Origin of the sequence: Nocardia sp. NPDC056100 (assembly GCF_042266325.1) — a bacterium.
In the GTDB taxonomy this organism is placed as follows: domain Bacteria; phylum Actinomycetota; class Actinomycetes; order Mycobacteriales; family Mycobacteriaceae; genus Nocardia.
Genome location: NZ_JBHJVY010000003.1, coordinates 1,604,669 through 1,619,223 on the forward strand (window position 1 = coordinate 1,604,669; position 14,555 = coordinate 1,619,223).

The following is a 14,555-nucleotide window of genomic DNA, read 5'->3' on the forward strand; positions in this document are numbered from 1 at the left end:
CCATCCGGGTGTGGGTCAGCCGCTTGAACACTTTCGCGGCGTTGGACAGCTCTCGGAGATTAGTGTGTTGCGGCCGTGGCCAATTCGGCATTGACCACGCACAGGCGGGCGATATCGACTGTGTCGGAACGTTGTAGTTGGCCGACGAGTTCGATCAGGCGGGTCGCGGCCTGGGTGTCCTTCCATGCGGTGACGTGGTCGCGGGCCGAATCGCCGGGGGTGGCTTCGGATAGGACGGCCGCCACCAAAGCGTGCCAGCGGGATTGGAGTTCGTCGGCCAGGACGGCGGCGGCGAGGGTTTCCCAATGATCGGAGGTGCGGACGGTGGCGAAAGTCGTTGCCAGCCAGTCCAGGCCGATCAGTTCGCCCAGTTCGCGGTAGGTCTGGGCGACCAGGGCGACCGGCAGGCGGGTGCGGCGGGCCGTATCGCTCAGGGGGAGGGCCTGGGCGAGTAGGCGCAGGTTGGCCAGGTCTCGGCCGGAATGGCCGCCCGGGCGGGGGAGTACCGCGATCAGTTCCGCCACAAGCGGTGCGTGGCGATCGATTTCGGTGGACCAGGAATCGTCGGAGCGGTGGGTGAGCAGCCAGGCGGTGGACTGTTCCACCGCGTCCTGGATGCCCTTGAGCACGCCCATGCGGACCTGGGGGGAGACGCCGGGCAGCGCCAGGGCGTCGCGCCACCAGCGGTCCACATCCAGCACCGTGTCGATTACGGTGCAGGCCAGCACGATCTGCGGGGTGCCCGCGCCGATGCGCTCCTCCAGGCGATGGATCAGGCCGGGGCCGACCCGATTGATCACCTGATTGGCCGCTGCCACCGCGACGATCTCGCGCGCCACCGGATGCTCGTTGAGCAGCCGTTCGCCCAGCAGCGTGCGAATGCGCTCCGGGAAATAGCCCGCCAGGGTCCCGGATACGACCGCATCGTCGAGGGCGTCCGAGGCCAGCAGTTCATCGCGGACCAGGTTCTTGGCCGTGGCCAGCAGGACCGCGATCTCCGGGCGCACCAGACCCTTGCCCGCGCGGCGACGGGCGGCGAGTTCGGCCCGGGTGGGCAGGAATTCGGCGGCGCGATCGAGATCGGTTGCCTGCTCCAGGTTTTCGATCAGGCGGCCGTGCCGGTCGATGAGGAAGGGCGCGTGCGCCTCGGCCAGGCTGATGGCAAGGGCCTGGCGATCGCAATCGGCGAGCACCGCGCGGGCCACGGCGTCGGCATTGGCAGCGAGCAGCTTATTGCGCTCGGCGACCGTCGAAAGACCCTCCGCCACCGCGGAATCCAGGGCGATCTTGAGATTCACCTCGCGGTCGGAGGTGGCGACGCCCGCCGCGTTATCGATGAAATCGGCGTTCACCTTGCCGCCCGCGACGGCGAATTCGATGCGGGCCTGCTGGGTCAGCCCCAGATTGCCGCCCTCACCGATGACTCGGCAGCGCAGGCGTTCGGCGCTCACCCGCACCTCGTCATTGGACGGGTCGGCGACCTCGGCGTCGAGCTCGCCGCCGGCCCGCACGTAGGTGCCGATACCGCCGTTGAACAGCAGATCGACCTCCGCGCACAGCATTGCCCGAATCAGTTCCGGCGCGGGCAATTCCGTTGCGGTGACACCCAATCGGCGACGCACCTGCGGGGAGAGCGGAACCGATTTCGCGGTGCGCGGCCAGACGCCGCCGCCCTCGGAGATCAGCGTCGGATCGTAATCCGCCCAGCTGCTGCGCTCCAGGGCCGCCAGGCGGGTGCGCTCCTTGAACGACAGCACCGGGTCCGGATCCGGATCGAGGAAGATGTGCCGGTGGTCGAAAGCGGCGACCAGGCGGATGCATTCGGTTTCCAGCATGCCGTTGCCGAAGACATCACCCGACATATCGCCGATGCCGGTCACCGTGAACGGCTGCACCTCGGGATCGATGCCGAGTTCGGCGAAATGCTGGCGGATCGAACGCCACGCGCCGCGCGCGGTGATGCCGAGCGCCTTGTGGTCATAGCCCGTCGAACCGCCCGAGGCGAAAGCGTCGCCCAGCCAGAAACCACGGTCCACCGCAATGGAATTCGCGAGATCGGAGAAGCGCGCGGTGCCCTTGTCCGCGGCCACCACCAGATACGAATCGGGATCGTCGTAGACCACCGTGTGCGCGGGCGGGGTGCTCACGCCCTCGACGATATTGTCGGTGACATCGAGCAGGCCGCCGATGAACGCCGCGTACGCGCGCTCCACCGACGCCGGATCGGTGACACCGCCGCGCACCACGAACGCGCCCTTCGCGCCCATGGGGACGATTACCGAATTCTTCACCGTCTGGGTTTTCATCAAACCCAGTACCTCCGTGCGGAAATCGTCGACGCGATCGGACCAGCGCAGGCCGCCGCGCGCGATGACGCCGCTGCGCACATGACTGCCCTCCACGCGGGTGGAATGCACGAAGATCTCGCGGTACGGGGTGATCGGACCGGTCAGCGACAGGCGTGACGGATCGATTTTGAACGCGGCGACCGCGCGATCGGGCTGGAACCAGTTGGTACGCAATACCGCTGTGCAAAATGTGGACAGGCCGCGCAGCAGTTGATCCTCGGGGAGTGTGGTCGCGGCTTCCATGCGGTGGCGGACTTCGGCTTCGGCCGCTTCCACCCGATCGGTGCGATCCGGCAGCGCGGGATCGAAGCGGGCATGCCACAGCGTGACGAACGCGCGCACGAAATCCGAATGCGCGGTGAGGATTTCGGCGATGCGCGGGCCGCCCAGGCGCAGGCCCGCCTGCCGCAGGTAGCGGCAGGCCGCGCGCACCAGCACCACATCGCGCCAGGCCAGACCGGCCGTCGCGGTCAAACTGGTGAAGCCGTCGATCTCGAACTCGCCCTCGGCAGCAGCCAGGAAGGCCGCGGCCAGCAGTTCCGCCATCGGCTCGGTGAGCTCGAAAGCGGTGGGGCGGAAGGTGAATCGATGCTCGGCCGCATCGGCGCTCACCTCGTGGGTGGTGACGTGCAGGCCCAGGGCGGAGAAGATCTCGATCAGCTCGGTGAGTGAGGCCGGAGCGCCCGGCCAGACCAGCCTGGCGCCCGGCGGCTGCGAACCAGGATCGAATTCCAGCCGCGGCGCGGCGGCCATCCGATCCTCGTCCAGAACGCCGACGGCTGCTCCGAGATGCATCTGCCTCAACTCCCTGCGCGTGACCCTACGGTTGTGGCAGTTAATCTGCCGCAAAGAGACGCAGGACACAGTGGACGAAAAGGAGCGGTGCGGTTCGTGCGCCGCTCCGTTTCGTCCAGCAGGGTTGAGTCAGCCGCGTTCTTATCAGCCGCCGTAGCGGCGGTGATCGGTGGCGAAATCATCGGCCACGGTGGCGGCGAGCTCCACGTAGGCGCGCTTGGTGTCCTTCGACAGGCGGGTCAGATCGATCTCCGCGCCCTCACCCAGATGACCGTCGTACGGAATGATGTGCACCGCGCGGCAGCGCGACAGGAAGTAATCCCGCAGCTGATTGATCCCGACATTCGGGGCGCCCGGGCGCGGCAGGTTGATCACCACGACCGCATTGCGCACCAGATGGTCGTGCCCGTGCAGGGACAGCCAATCCAGCGTGGCCGCGGCACTGCGCGCGCCGTCGATCGCCGACGACGAGATCAGCACCAGCGAATGCGCCAGATCCAGTACACCGGCCATGGCCGAATGCATAAGTCCCGTACCGCAATCGGTCAGGATGATGTTGTAGAAGCGCTGCAGAATGCGTGCCACATTGCGGTACTCGTCCTCGCTGAACGCCTCCGAGGCTGCCGGATCACGTTCGCTCGCAAGCACTTCCAACCGGCTACCGGCCTGCGAGGTATGCCGCCGCACATCCGAATACCGCGCGATCGTCGGATCCAGCAGCAGATCCCGCACGGTCGAGCGCGTCTGCAACGGCACTCGCTGCGACAGCGTGCCGAAGTCCGGATTCGCGTCCACCGCGATAACCCGGTCCCCACGAATGGACGAGAAGATCGACCCCAACCCCATGGTCGTGGTCGTCTTACCCACGCCACCCTTCAAGGACAGCACGGCAATTCGGTAATCGCCGCGCACAGGCTGCCGAATCCGAGCCACCAACTCCTGCAGCCGCCGCTCCTCCGCGGACATCCCCGGATTGATGGCCCCACCGGTCGCATGGTGCACGGCCCGCCGCCACCCCGACCCGGCGGCCTTCTTCACCCGCCGCAACGGCACATCATCCAGCGAAGGCACCCCTTGCTGCCGCCCCACCCCGAACTGCAAAGGCGCAGCAGGCGGCACATACCCACCCGGCTGCTGCCCATACCCCGGCTGGCCATACCCCGCCGAGCCAGGCTGTTGTCCATACACCTCAGCCCCGGGCTGCTGTCCATACGCTTCAGTCCCGGGCTGCTGCCCATACGCCTCGGCTCCAGCCTGCTGCCCGTACGCTTGCGGCCCAGCCTGCTGCCCCGGCGTCACCGGACCCTGCTGGGCATACCCCGGCGCACCTGACTGTCCGCTACCTGCGCCATTGTCCGCGACTCCCGGCTGCGCAACTCCCCAGTTCGCCTGTCCGGCAGGCTCACCGGTGGCTTCCCGGCCGACTGCGCTCGACACGTCGGCTCCGGTCCGCTGTCCATTCGGAGTCGCCTGCCCCTGGGCCCCGGTTCGCGGTCCTCCACTGCGATCGGCTGACTCGCCCGGAACTGTGCCGGGCTGCTGAGGCGTACCCCAGTTCGGTGCGGCTGGGGTCGGCTGCGACTGTCCGCCGTTGCTCGCGGCGCCATGGGCGGGTCCCTGCGGTACACCCCAGCTCGCCTGCGCTGCGGCGGGATCGGAATGCTCCTGGCCCGTCTGGGGATTGACGCCCATCGGACCGTCCGGGCCCCAATAGGGTTGCGCCGGTGCTTGATTCGCCGGTTGGACGTGGTTGACGCCCGGAAGCTGGTTGGCGGGCGGGAACTGATGGGCGGGCGCGTTCGGCGCGGCCTGATCGGGCTGGGTCGCTCCATCCGGGCGAGCCGGAGTGGGAGTGCCAGCGGGTGATGTTGGGGCGGTCGGGGGGACCGTCGAAGGGCCGCCGTTCGCAGCGGATGCGCCGGAATTCGGTGCGGCGGGGTTGTTTTCGGCGAGGGCGGGGTTCTGTTGCCAGGTGTTCGGACCCGACAGCAAGGGGTTCGGAGCCCAGTTGGCCCCCGGTACCCGAGCCGAGCCGAGCGGTGAACGATCCGATGCCGCGGCAGGTGCGGTGGGCTGGTGCGTCGCGGGTCCCTGCGAACCGCTCTGCGCCGCCTGACCCGGCAGACTCTGTCCGACGGGCTGCGGGCGTTGACCCGGCAGACTCTGCCCGACAGGTTGCGGGGGTTGGCCTGGCAGACCCTGTTCGACGGGCTGCGGGAGTGGGCCCGGCAGACCTTGCCCGATGGGCTGCGGGGGTTGGTCCGGCAGGCCCTGTCCGACAGGTTGCGGGGCTTGGCCTGGCAGACCCTGTTCGGGGGCGTGCTGGGGTGTTTGACCCGACAGGTTCTGTTCGGGAGTGTGGTGGAGCGGGTTGTGCTGCGGCGCAACGTGGGTGCCCTGCTGCGGTGACTGGGGTCCGCGATGCCAGGCGGCCATTCCCGGTGCGTCCGGGGGTGTCAGGACCGGCAGGCCGCCGGTGTGTGCGCCCTGGTGGGCTGGGCCGTGCGGGCCCGGGCCGTGCGGGCCGGTCGCGGGGGCGTGCTGCGCAGCCGGGCCGTACTGCGGTGCAGGGGATCCGTGCGGGCCCGTCGTGGGTCCTGCCGGGGGCCACTGGCCTCCGGTTGCGGGTCCTCCGGGTGTTGTGGAGGGGCCCTGCGGCGGCGGTGTCTGATCAAGCCGCTCGGGTGCGTGTCCCTGCTGGACGTCGGGTTGGTGGGGTCCGTGTCCCGGGCGGGAGGGTTGCTGCGGTCCGGGAGTGGATCCGTGCTGCGGATCCGTTGCGGGAGCCTGTGGTCCGGGTGGGGGAGCGGTGGGGGGACGCCAGGGCGGTGTCGCCGACTGCGATGCGTGGTCCGGTGGGGTGACGGGGGCGGGGCCCGGGTGTCGGCTGGCTTGGGAATCGGCAGGTGAAGTCGGTTGTCCTGGAATGGATTCCGGGGTTCCCGGCAGTGCCGCGTCGATCGCTCGATGTCGGCCGGTGTTCGTATCCTCTTCGCTGTCTACGGGCAGGCCGGTACTGGGTTCTGCGGAAGTCGGTGCTGCGCCCTGCGGTGAAGTCGGCGCTGCGCTCTGGGGTGTGGCCGGGTTGGGCCGCGAGGTGGTTCCCGGGGCGAGCGGGGTGTCGTGCACGGACCCGAGGCTGGGATCGGGCAAGCCGTTCGGTGCGGCATTGTGCGCCGCCGGGTTTCGAGGAGTGCCGTGGTCCGGGCCGGTCGGACCCTGCGCCGTCCCGGGCGTGGATTCACGCGGGGCTTCCGGAGTGGCTTGGTCCGGGCGCGGCGATGCGGGTGAAACCGGTACTCGGACAGTCATATCCGACGCGAAGGCGGGCCGTGCCGGTCCTCCGCCTGAATTGCCTTGTTCAGTCGGCGGATTCGCGGGCGTGGTCGGCCGGGGCGGCGCGAGGATGTCGTCCAAGGGAGTGCCGGGGACCGGGAAAGCCAGCGGGCCGGTGACGGCCGGTCCCTGCGGGAGCGGGCTTCCGCCACCGTGCGGCGGCGGTGGCAGTAGCGGCGACTCGGCCGCCGGGGCCGAGGTGCGCGGCGGAGCGAGGATGTCGTCCACCGGTGTACCCGGGACCGGGAATGCCGGTGGCACAGCGGTATCCGAGGCCTGCCGATCGAGCGGTTCGCCGGGCGGATCGGATTGTTCGGCGTGCGTGGGTGACTCGGGCAGCGGCAGGCGTTGCCGGGTGTCCGGCGCGGGGGTGCGGGGATCGGGCTGCGCGCCGGGCCCCTCGAGCGGGGGCAGCCGCGGCGGGGCGACGGGGGCCGCTGCCTCCGGCTGATGCGGAGGGGGATCGGGAAGCGCCGGTCGCTGCCTGGCGATCTCGCTCGGGGAAGGCGGCAGCGGGGCGCGCGAGCTGGCCGCCGCGCTCGGCTCTTGCGGTGCGGGCGAATCGGACTGCTGCGTGGGTACCTGGGTGCCGGGCTGGGCGCTCTGCGGCGGCGAATCCGGGAGACCGGGCCGCGCCGGTACGGCGTTGGCGGCGGGTGAGGTCGGCTGCGCCGGGGCGGGCGAATGCTGGTGGGGCGCATCGGGGATGGGGGGTGCGCTGTGCGGGGGTGGGGGGAGCGGGGTCGACTGGCGGGGTCGTCCGAAAGACGGCTGGGGTGCGCCGCGATGGGAGTCGGGGGCGGGTGGGGCGGAGAAGCGTGCGCCCGGGGGCTGTTGATCCGGGGCCGCGCCGTTGTTCGGGCGGGCGGGCAGATCGGTGCCGGGGGTGGTGGGGTTCGACTCGCGCGCCGACTGGGGCGACGGTCCACGCTGTTCGGCGGGGGTGCGGTGCTGGGCGTCCGGGGCCGGGGAGTGGTTGTCGCGCTGAGGGTTCGGCGGGGTGGTGAAGCGGCCGTTGCCGTTGCCCGGGGAGTCGAGTTCGGGGGTGATGGGGGGTGCGGGGAGGTGCGGGTCGGAGGTGGACCAGGGCTGGCGGGTGGGAGCCGGGTCGGTTTCCGGGGTGCTGTCCTTGCGGGATTTGCGACGGCCGAAGAGGCGGCGGGGCGACTTCTCCTCGGGGATGAGGTCGTCGTGCGGGAGGTTCTCCACGGGGGCTTCGTAGCCGGATTGGGAGACATCGCTCTCGGACAGCCATGGCGGAAGCATGGGGAGCCCGTCGTTATTGCGGCTCACATCAACCCCCGTGTGTTGCGCGGTCTGGCAGGACAGGCCGTAGTTTAGCGATCTCTCGCCGTGCCGTGCTCGGGCCTGCGCGAGCTCGCACCCACCCAGCTTGGCGGTAACCGATACAGACTGCCCCGTCCTGTGCTTCCCAACCCTGGGCCGAGCGTGTTCCAGCCCACCCCGAGCAGGGCGTATTTGGCCGCATCTGACGCAGCGGGTAGCATTGGTCGGCGGTGCACCTACCTGCTGGTTGTGGCATGTCCACATTCCGTGCGGATGAGCGACGCTCAGCGAGTATCGCACCCGGTCGCATGTAGTGCACGACTAACTACAGAGGCTGAAAGACGTGATGAGTTGAACCAACCAGGTTCAGCCTGAAACGGGATCGCGGAGGATATGGCGAAGAAGGAAGGGGCCATCGAGGTCGAGGGCCGGGTTATCGAACCATTGCCCAACGCGATGTTCCGGATTGAGCTGGAGAACGGTCACAAGGTTCTCGCGCACATCAGCGGCAAGATGCGGCAGCACTACATCCGCATTCTGCCCGAGGATCGCGTCGTCGTGGAGCTGTCGCCCTACGACTTGACCCGCGGTCGGATCGTCTACCGCTACAAGTGATTTGCCCCTAACCGGGCATAAGAGGCTTCCGGAGCTTTTCCGCTCCGGGTCTTCCCCGGCCATTAGGCCGGGGAAAAACTGTGTTCACGGCCAGTGAGCACACGGAACCAGATTGGATCTGACGTGAAGGTCAACCCCAGCGTCAAGCCGATCTGCGAGAAGTGCAAGGTGATCCGCCGTCACGGTCGGGTCATGGTGATCTGCGAGAACCTGCGCCACAAGCAGCGTCAGGGCTGATCTCGCCGCTGATCGTCGTAAGACGCTCAGCGCCGTGATCGCCGGGGGCAACCCCGGTCGCTCACCAGCCAAGCACCGAACGCGATTCGGATTGGCAGCAACACAGAAGTAACTCCCAACGCCAGTCGCCGTTGTCGAGCCCTGTAGAGGGCGGATGGCGGCCTTCCCCCGGTACGGAGGCCGGGGCCCCATTACGAGGGGACGGCCAGGGAGCAGACCTCCGCAACCATTAAGGAAATGCCACATGGCACGTCTGATGGGCGTCGATCTTCCGCGCGAAAAGCGCATGGAGATCGCGCTGACTTACATCTTCGGCATTGGTCGCACCCGCGCCAAGGAGATCCTGGAAGCCACCGGTGTCTCCGGTGACATCCGTTCCAAGGACCTCACCGATGAGCAGGTCACGGTTCTGCGTGACTACATCGAAAGCTCCGCTCTGAAGGTGGAAGGCGACCTGCGCCGCGAGGTTCAGGCCGACATCCGTCGCAAGATCGAGATCGGCTGCTACCAGGGCCTGCGTCACCGTCGTGGCCTGCCTGTGCGCGGCCAGCGGACCAAGACCAATGCCCGCACGCGCAAGGGTCCGAAGAAGACCGTCGCCGGCAAGAAGAAGTAGGGATAGCGCATGCCTCCGAAGAGCAGGACCTCGGGTCCGAAGAAGACTCAGAAGTCGCGTCGCCGGGATAAGAAGAACGTCCCGCACGGCCACGCGCACATCAAGAGCACGTTCAACAACACCATCGTGTCGATCACCGACCCGTCCGGCAACGTCATCTCTTGGGCGTCCTCGGGCCACGTCGGCTTCAAGGGCTCGCGTAAGTCGACCCCGTTCGCCGCGCAGCTCGCCGCCGAGAACGCTGCCCGCAAGGCGCAGGAGCACGGCGTCAAGAAGGTCGACGTGTTCGTGAAGGGCCCGGGCTCGGGCCGCGAGACCGCGATCCGTTCCCTCCAGGCCGCCGGCCTCGAGGTCGGCACGATCTCCGATGTCACCCCGCAGCCGCACAACGGCTGCCGTCCGCCCAAGCGGCGTCGCGTCTAAGCGGGAAGGAAAAGGTAGAGAATCATGGCTCGTTATACAGGCCCCATCACCCGCAAGTCGCGTCGCCTTCGTGTTGACCTCGTTGGAGGCGACCAGGCGTTCGAGCGTCGTCCTTACCCGCCCGGCCAGCACGGCCGCGCGCGGATCAAGGAATCCGAGTACCTCATGCAGCTGCAGGAGAAGCAGAAGGCTCGCTTCTCGTACGGCGTCATGGAGAAGCAGTTCCGCCGCTACTACGAAGAGGCGAACCGCCAGAAGGGTAAGACCGGCGACAACCTGCTGCGTCTGCTCGAGACCCGTCTGGACAACGTCGTGTACCGCGCCGGTCTGGCCCGTACCCGTCGTCAGGCTCGTCAGCTCGTCAGCCACGGCCACCTCGTGGTCAACGGCGTGAAGGTCGACGTCCCCAGCTTCCAGGTTTCCCAGTACGACATCATCGATGTCAAGGAGAAGTCGCTGGGCACGCTGCCTTTCCAGGTTGCGCGCGAAACCGTTGGTGACCGCCCGGTTCCGGGTTGGCTCCAGGTCGTTCCCGGCCGTCTTCGCATTCTGGTGCACCAGCTCCCCGAGCGTGCGCAGATCGATGTTCCGCTGCAGGAACAGCTGATCGTCGAGTTCTACTCGAAGTAATGAGGTGCGCTCAGCGCATCGCTGGTTGGTGCCCTGAATTGTTCAGGGCAGCAACATTTTCCAGTCGTGAGCGTCAAATAGCGGACGCTCGAAGGAGGAGAAATCCATGCTGATTTCACAGCGACCGACACTGACCGAAGAGGTTGTGTCCGAGAACCGGTCGCGGTTCACCATCGAACCGCTGGAGCCGGGTTTCGGTTACACCCTCGGTAACTCGCTGCGCCGCACGCTGCTGTCCTCGATCCCGGGGGCTGCCGTTACGAGCATTCGTATCGACGGCGTGCTGCACGAGTTCACCACGGTTCCGGGCGTGAAGGAAGATGTCACCGACATCATCCTGAACCTCAAGGGCCTGGTTGTCTCGTCCGAAGAGGACGAGCCGGTCACCATGTACGTCCGCAAGCAGGGCCCGGGCTCGGTCACCGGTGGGGACATCGTTCCCCCGGCCGGCGTGACCGTGCACAACCCGGACATGCACATCGCGACCCTGAACGACAAGGGCAAGCTGGAGATCGAGCTCGTTGTCGAGCGCGGTCGCGGCTACGTTCCTGCCGTGCAGAACAAGGCGTCGGGTGCGGAAATCGGCCGGATTCCGGTGGATTCGATCTACTCGCCGGTTCTCAAGGTGACCTACAAGGTCGAGGCGACTCGTGTCGAGCAGCGCACCGACTTCGACCGGCTCATCCTGGATGTCGAGACCAAGAACTCGATTTCCGCTCGGGATGCGCTGGCGTCGGCGGGTAAGACTCTGGTCGAACTGTTCGGTCTCGCTCGCGAGCTGAACGTCGAGGCCGAGGGCATCGAGATCGGCCCGAGCCCGGCCGAAGCGGATCACATCGCTTCGTTCGGTCTGCCGATCGAGGACCTGGACCTGACCGTGCGGTCCTACAACTGCCTCAAGCGCGAGGGTGTGCACACCGTCGGCGAGCTGGTTGCCCGCACCGAGTCCGATCTGCTGGATATCCGCAACTTCGGCCAGAAGTCCATCGACGAGGTCAAGGTCAAGCTGCATTCGCTTGGTCTGTCCCTCAAGGACTCCCCGGCCTCCTTCGATCCGTCCTCCGTCGTCGGTTACGACGCGGCGAGCGGCACCTGGAGCGACAGCGGTTCGTTCAGCGACACCGACAGCGGCGAGCAGGACTACGCCGAGACCGAACAGCTTTAGGCCGTATGGGGCGGGCGCCCCGGCGGTCTTAGACACAGGAGATTCCAATGCCCAAGCCCAAGAAGGGTGCCCGCTTCGGCGGGTCGGCGTCGCACCAGAAGGCGATCTTCGCCAACCTGGCCACGGCGCTCTTCGAGCACGGTCGCATCAAGACCACCGAGTCCAAGGCCAAGGCGCTGCGCCCCTATGCCGAGAAGCTTGTCACCAAGGCGAAGGCCGGCTCCCTTGCCGACCGTCGCGAGGTGATGAAGGTGATCCGCAACAAGGACGTCGTGCACTCGCTGTTCGCGGACATCGGCCCGTCGTTCGAGGGTCGCGAGGGTGGCTACACCCGCATCATCAAGACCATCCCGCGCAAGGGTGACAACGCTCCGATGGCGATCATCGAGCTGGTTCGCGAGAAGACCGTGACCAACGAGGCCGATCGTGCCCGTCGCGTCGCGGCTTCGCAGCAGGCCGAGACCCCGGTCGCCGAGGCTCCGGCCGAGGAGACCGCCGCCGAGGTCGTCGCCGACGCTCCGGCCGAGGCCGCTGCCGAGGAGAAGAAGGAAGACTAGTCTTCCGTCTCATTCCATGAGGAAGCCCGCCGTCCCCTCCGGGTCGGCGGGCTTCCTTCATGTTAACCAGGAGATCGCTGTGACCGTGGAGGATCAGGCGCCGGAGCCGGTTTCGGTTCGGGTACGGCTCGACATCGGCTATGACGGCACCGACTTCACCGGCTGGGCCCGCCAGCCCGGTCTGCGCACCGTGCAGGGCACCCTGGAGGAGGCGCTGAGCAAGGTGCGGCGCGAGCCGATCCAGCTGACCGTGGCCGGACGCACCGACGCCGGTGTGCACGCCGAGGGGCAGGTCGCGCATTTCGATACGCACGGTGAGGTGGACGGTCCGCGGCTGGTGCACCGGCTGGCGCGATTCCTGCCGAAAGATGTGCGGGTCAAGGATGTTCGGCTGGTACCGCCGGAGTTCGACGCCCGGTTCTCCGCCATCCGGCGGCATTACGCGTATCGCCTCACCACCGCCCCGTACGGCGCGGATCCATTGCGGGCCAGGCATATCGTGCCGTGCCGCCCCGGCGTCGATCTGGAGGCCATGGCGGCCGCCTCGCGAAAGCTGCTGGGGCTGCACGATTTCGCGGCCTTCTGCAAGCGCCGGGAGGGCGCGACCACCATTCGGGAATTGCAGCGCTTCGACTGGGAGCGCGAGGGTGAATCGCTCACCGCGTATGTCTCCGCGGACGCCTTCTGCTGGTCCATGGTGCGCAGTCTGGTCGGTGCGGTGCTCGCGGTCGGCGAGGGCAGGCGCACCCCGGAATGGGTCGGCGGATTGCTGAACGAGCGCGAGCGCGCCAGTGCGGTCACCGTCGCGCCCGCGCACGGTTTGAGTCTCATCGCGGTGGATTATCCGGATGATTCGGACCTGGCCGCGCGCAATGCGGAGACCCGCGAAATGCGAACTGTGCCCGATTCTTCCGGATGCTGTGGTGATTGAGTCATACTGGACTCGAATTCGCCTATAGCGGAGCGGGATTCGTGATTTTCCCGGATTCGGAGGAAGATTGCGGGGCGTCGGCGTCGAAACCGGCGGTCGCCGCGAATCCTCAACTCCGCCGTGAGGATTCGTAGTGCAACTCGCAAAGCGCGGGGTTCTTCCACGCGCCATCCGACACTCGGCAGTCGGGACACACCGGTGAATTCGGGCACGTAGCCCGAAAGTTGGAAGTTATGAAGGGATTTCGACTTTCCGCCCGCCCAATGGTGCGACAATCGGCCAATGAGCGGCCCGGAGCCCGCAGTGGTGGAGGTGCGGTCCATGCCGGAGGTTTCCGAACAGGAGACCTTCGAGCAGTGGGAGGCAGCGGTGGCACAGGCGTACGTGCCCCTGGTGGTGACGCCGGTGCGATCCGGCGACTTCCGGGCCCGAATAGTGCAGTCCCGGTTCGATGATCTGGATGTCTCGACGGTCGATGCGAGCGGTCAGCACATCACCCGCATTCCGCGGCTGATCCACGAACCGGACGAACCCATCCTGTTCGCCAGCGTGACCACGCACGGTCGCGGCTGGCTGGAACAGGACGGCCGGGTCGGCGAAATGGCCGACGGCGGACTGCTGCTATACGTCAGCTCGCGCCCGTTCACCGCGCATTTCGAGCAGAGCTGGGGTGTGGTGGCGGTGCAGGTGCCGCTATCGCAGGTGGTGAGCGCGTCCGGCGTCGCCTCGGACCGATTGCCGACGGCGGTGCGCTTTCCGCCGGAGGGTGCGGCGGGCATCGTCGGCCGATTCTTCTGCGGCCTCGCGCAATTGCAGCACACCGCGCCCGAACAGGCCTCGGTGCTGGCGCGGCACGGTACGGGTTTGCTGGCCTCGGTGGTGCAGTTGGCGGCCGGTGCCGCACCGCATGACGAGCCGATGCAGGCGCTCACCAAACAGCAGGCGATGGCGTATATCCAGCAACACTATGCCGATCCGGGGCTCACGGTGGACCGGGTGGCGGCGGCCTGTTCGGTATCGCGGCGCACGCTGTATCGGCTGTTCGAGAATGGTGAGGACGGGCTGGCGGCGATGTTGCGCCGCATGCGAATCGAGCGCGCGCTGGCATTGATCCGGACCGATCCGACCCGGCCGTTGCTCTCCATCGCGCGGGCCGCCGGATTCGTCTCCGAGCGGCAGTTCTATCGCGCCTTCAAACGCGAAATCGGAATGACGCCGGGCGAATTCCGCACCGTGCACGCGTGATTCGCGGGCGCGCAGCCCGATGCCGTTCCGGCGCGATGCATTGTGCGCGATGTGTGCCGAACGGGACTGACGTCAATGGTCAGTGACTTGGCACCGATGGGCAGTCACAGTGTGGCTACCGGTGTGAATACTTGTGGGGCACCCGGTTCGCGCCGGGGGTAGCCCTGTAGCCAAATCGCTGACCCCGTGCACCGGCGGTCTCCTCGTCACGATTGTGCCCCGAGGCGATGCGTTGCCTGCACGTAGCGCTCGACCTCTTTGCGCTGGCAGTCGCCGATGATGCCGACGGGTCGGGTCATGCGATGCGGAGACGCCGTCCGGTCGTTGTCGAGCCGCCGACGACCGGGCGGCGTACTGCCCGGAATTCTCT

General features: G+C 67.6%; 11 protein-coding genes. 9 read left to right on the top strand and 2 right to left on the bottom strand.

Annotated features, from left to right (window positions below):
• Positions 1-59: 59 nt before the first annotated feature.
• Complete coding sequence (locus tag ACFC0O_RS29130; RefSeq protein ID WP_375963191.1) at positions 60-3,143, bottom strand: NAD-glutamate dehydrogenase domain-containing protein; 3,084 nt, start codon at positions 3,141-3,143, stop codon at positions 60-62.
• Between the two features lie 144 nt (positions 3,144-3,287).
• Positions 3,288-4,835: an AAA family ATPase gene (locus ACFC0O_RS29135; protein ID WP_375963924.1), complete on the bottom strand. Its 1,548-nt coding sequence runs from the start codon at positions 4,833-4,835 to the stop codon at positions 3,288-3,290.
• A 3,324-nt stretch (positions 4,836-8,159) separates the two neighbouring features.
• On the opposite strand from ACFC0O_RS29135, the gene infA reads away from it, so the two are divergent.
• The 9 genes from infA to ACFC0O_RS29180 all read left to right on the top strand — a co-directional run bounded on the left by infA (position 8,160) and on the right by ACFC0O_RS29180 (position 14,185).
• Positions 8,160-8,381 carry a translation initiation factor IF-1 gene (gene infA / locus ACFC0O_RS29140; RefSeq protein WP_040804562.1) on the top strand — a complete coding sequence of 74 codons (222 nt, stop codon included), beginning with the start codon at positions 8,160-8,162 and terminating at the stop codon, positions 8,379-8,381.
• Between the two features lie 123 nt (positions 8,382-8,504).
• Positions 8,505-8,618, top strand: coding sequence for a 50S ribosomal protein L36 (gene rpmJ, locus ACFC0O_RS29145; protein WP_067561702.1), 114 nt, complete (start codon positions 8,505-8,507; stop codon positions 8,616-8,618).
• Between the two features lie 244 nt (positions 8,619-8,862).
• Positions 8,863-9,234 (top strand): 30S ribosomal protein S13, encoded by a 372-nt coding sequence (rpsM, locus tag ACFC0O_RS29150; RefSeq protein WP_067561705.1) that lies wholly within the window; start codon positions 8,863-8,865, stop codon positions 9,232-9,234.
• 9 nt (positions 9,235-9,243) lie between these two features.
• Positions 9,244-9,657: a 30S ribosomal protein S11 gene (rpsK, locus tag ACFC0O_RS29155; protein WP_364640780.1), complete on the top strand. Its 414-nt coding sequence runs from the start codon at positions 9,244-9,246 to the stop codon at positions 9,655-9,657.
• Positions 9,658-9,681: 24 nt separating this feature from the next.
• Positions 9,682-10,287, top strand: a complete 606-nt coding sequence (rpsD, locus tag ACFC0O_RS29160; RefSeq protein ID WP_375963197.1) for a 30S ribosomal protein S4 — start codon at positions 9,682-9,684, stop codon at positions 10,285-10,287.
• A 106-nt stretch (positions 10,288-10,393) separates the two neighbouring features.
• Positions 10,394-11,452, top strand: a complete 1,059-nt coding sequence (locus tag ACFC0O_RS29165) for a DNA-directed RNA polymerase subunit alpha (protein ID WP_364640777.1) — start codon at positions 10,394-10,396, stop codon at positions 11,450-11,452.
• A 47-nt stretch (positions 11,453-11,499) separates the two neighbouring features.
• Positions 11,500-12,009 carry a 50S ribosomal protein L17 gene (gene rplQ / locus ACFC0O_RS29170; protein WP_364640775.1) on the top strand — a complete coding sequence of 170 codons (510 nt, stop codon included), beginning with the start codon at positions 11,500-11,502 and terminating at the stop codon, positions 12,007-12,009.
• A gap of 79 nt (positions 12,010-12,088) precedes the next feature.
• A complete protein-coding gene (gene truA, locus ACFC0O_RS29175; protein WP_375963201.1) occupies positions 12,089-12,940 on the top strand; it encodes a tRNA pseudouridine(38-40) synthase TruA in 852 nt (283 codons plus the stop codon).
• A 282-nt stretch (positions 12,941-13,222) separates the two neighbouring features.
• Positions 13,223-14,185, top strand: a complete 963-nt coding sequence (locus ACFC0O_RS29180) for a helix-turn-helix domain-containing protein (RefSeq protein ID WP_375963203.1) — start codon at positions 13,223-13,225, stop codon at positions 14,183-14,185.
• The last annotated feature ends 370 nt before the right edge of the window (positions 14,186-14,555 follow it).

Excerpts from the sequence above, each read along its gene's own strand:
- ACFC0O_RS29130 (WP_375963191.1), bottom strand. The coding sequence starts at position 3,143 with ATGCATCTCGGAGCAGCCGTCGGCGTTCTGGACGAGGATCGGATGGCC.
- rpsD (WP_375963197.1), top strand. The coding sequence starts at position 9,682 with ATGGCTCGTTATACAGGCCCCATCACCCGCAAGTCGCGTCGCCTTCGT.
- rplQ (WP_364640775.1), top strand. The coding sequence starts at position 11,500 with ATGCCCAAGCCCAAGAAGGGTGCCCGCTTCGGCGGGTCGGCGTCGCAC.
- ACFC0O_RS29180 (WP_375963203.1), top strand. The coding sequence starts at position 13,223 with ATGAGCGGCCCGGAGCCCGCAGTGGTGGAGGTGCGGTCCATGCCGGAG.
- infA (WP_040804562.1), top strand. The coding sequence starts at position 8,160 with ATGGCGAAGAAGGAAGGGGCCATCGAGGTCGAGGGCCGGGTTATCGAA.
- ACFC0O_RS29135 (WP_375963924.1), bottom strand. The coding sequence starts at position 4,835 with ATGGGCGTCAATCCCCAGACGGGCCAGGAGCATTCCGATCCCGCCGCA.
- rpsM (WP_067561705.1), top strand. The coding sequence starts at position 8,863 with ATGGCACGTCTGATGGGCGTCGATCTTCCGCGCGAAAAGCGCATGGAG.
- ACFC0O_RS29165 (WP_364640777.1), top strand. The coding sequence starts at position 10,394 with ATGCTGATTTCACAGCGACCGACACTGACCGAAGAGGTTGTGTCCGAG.
- rpsK (WP_364640780.1), top strand. The coding sequence starts at position 9,244 with ATGCCTCCGAAGAGCAGGACCTCGGGTCCGAAGAAGACTCAGAAGTCG.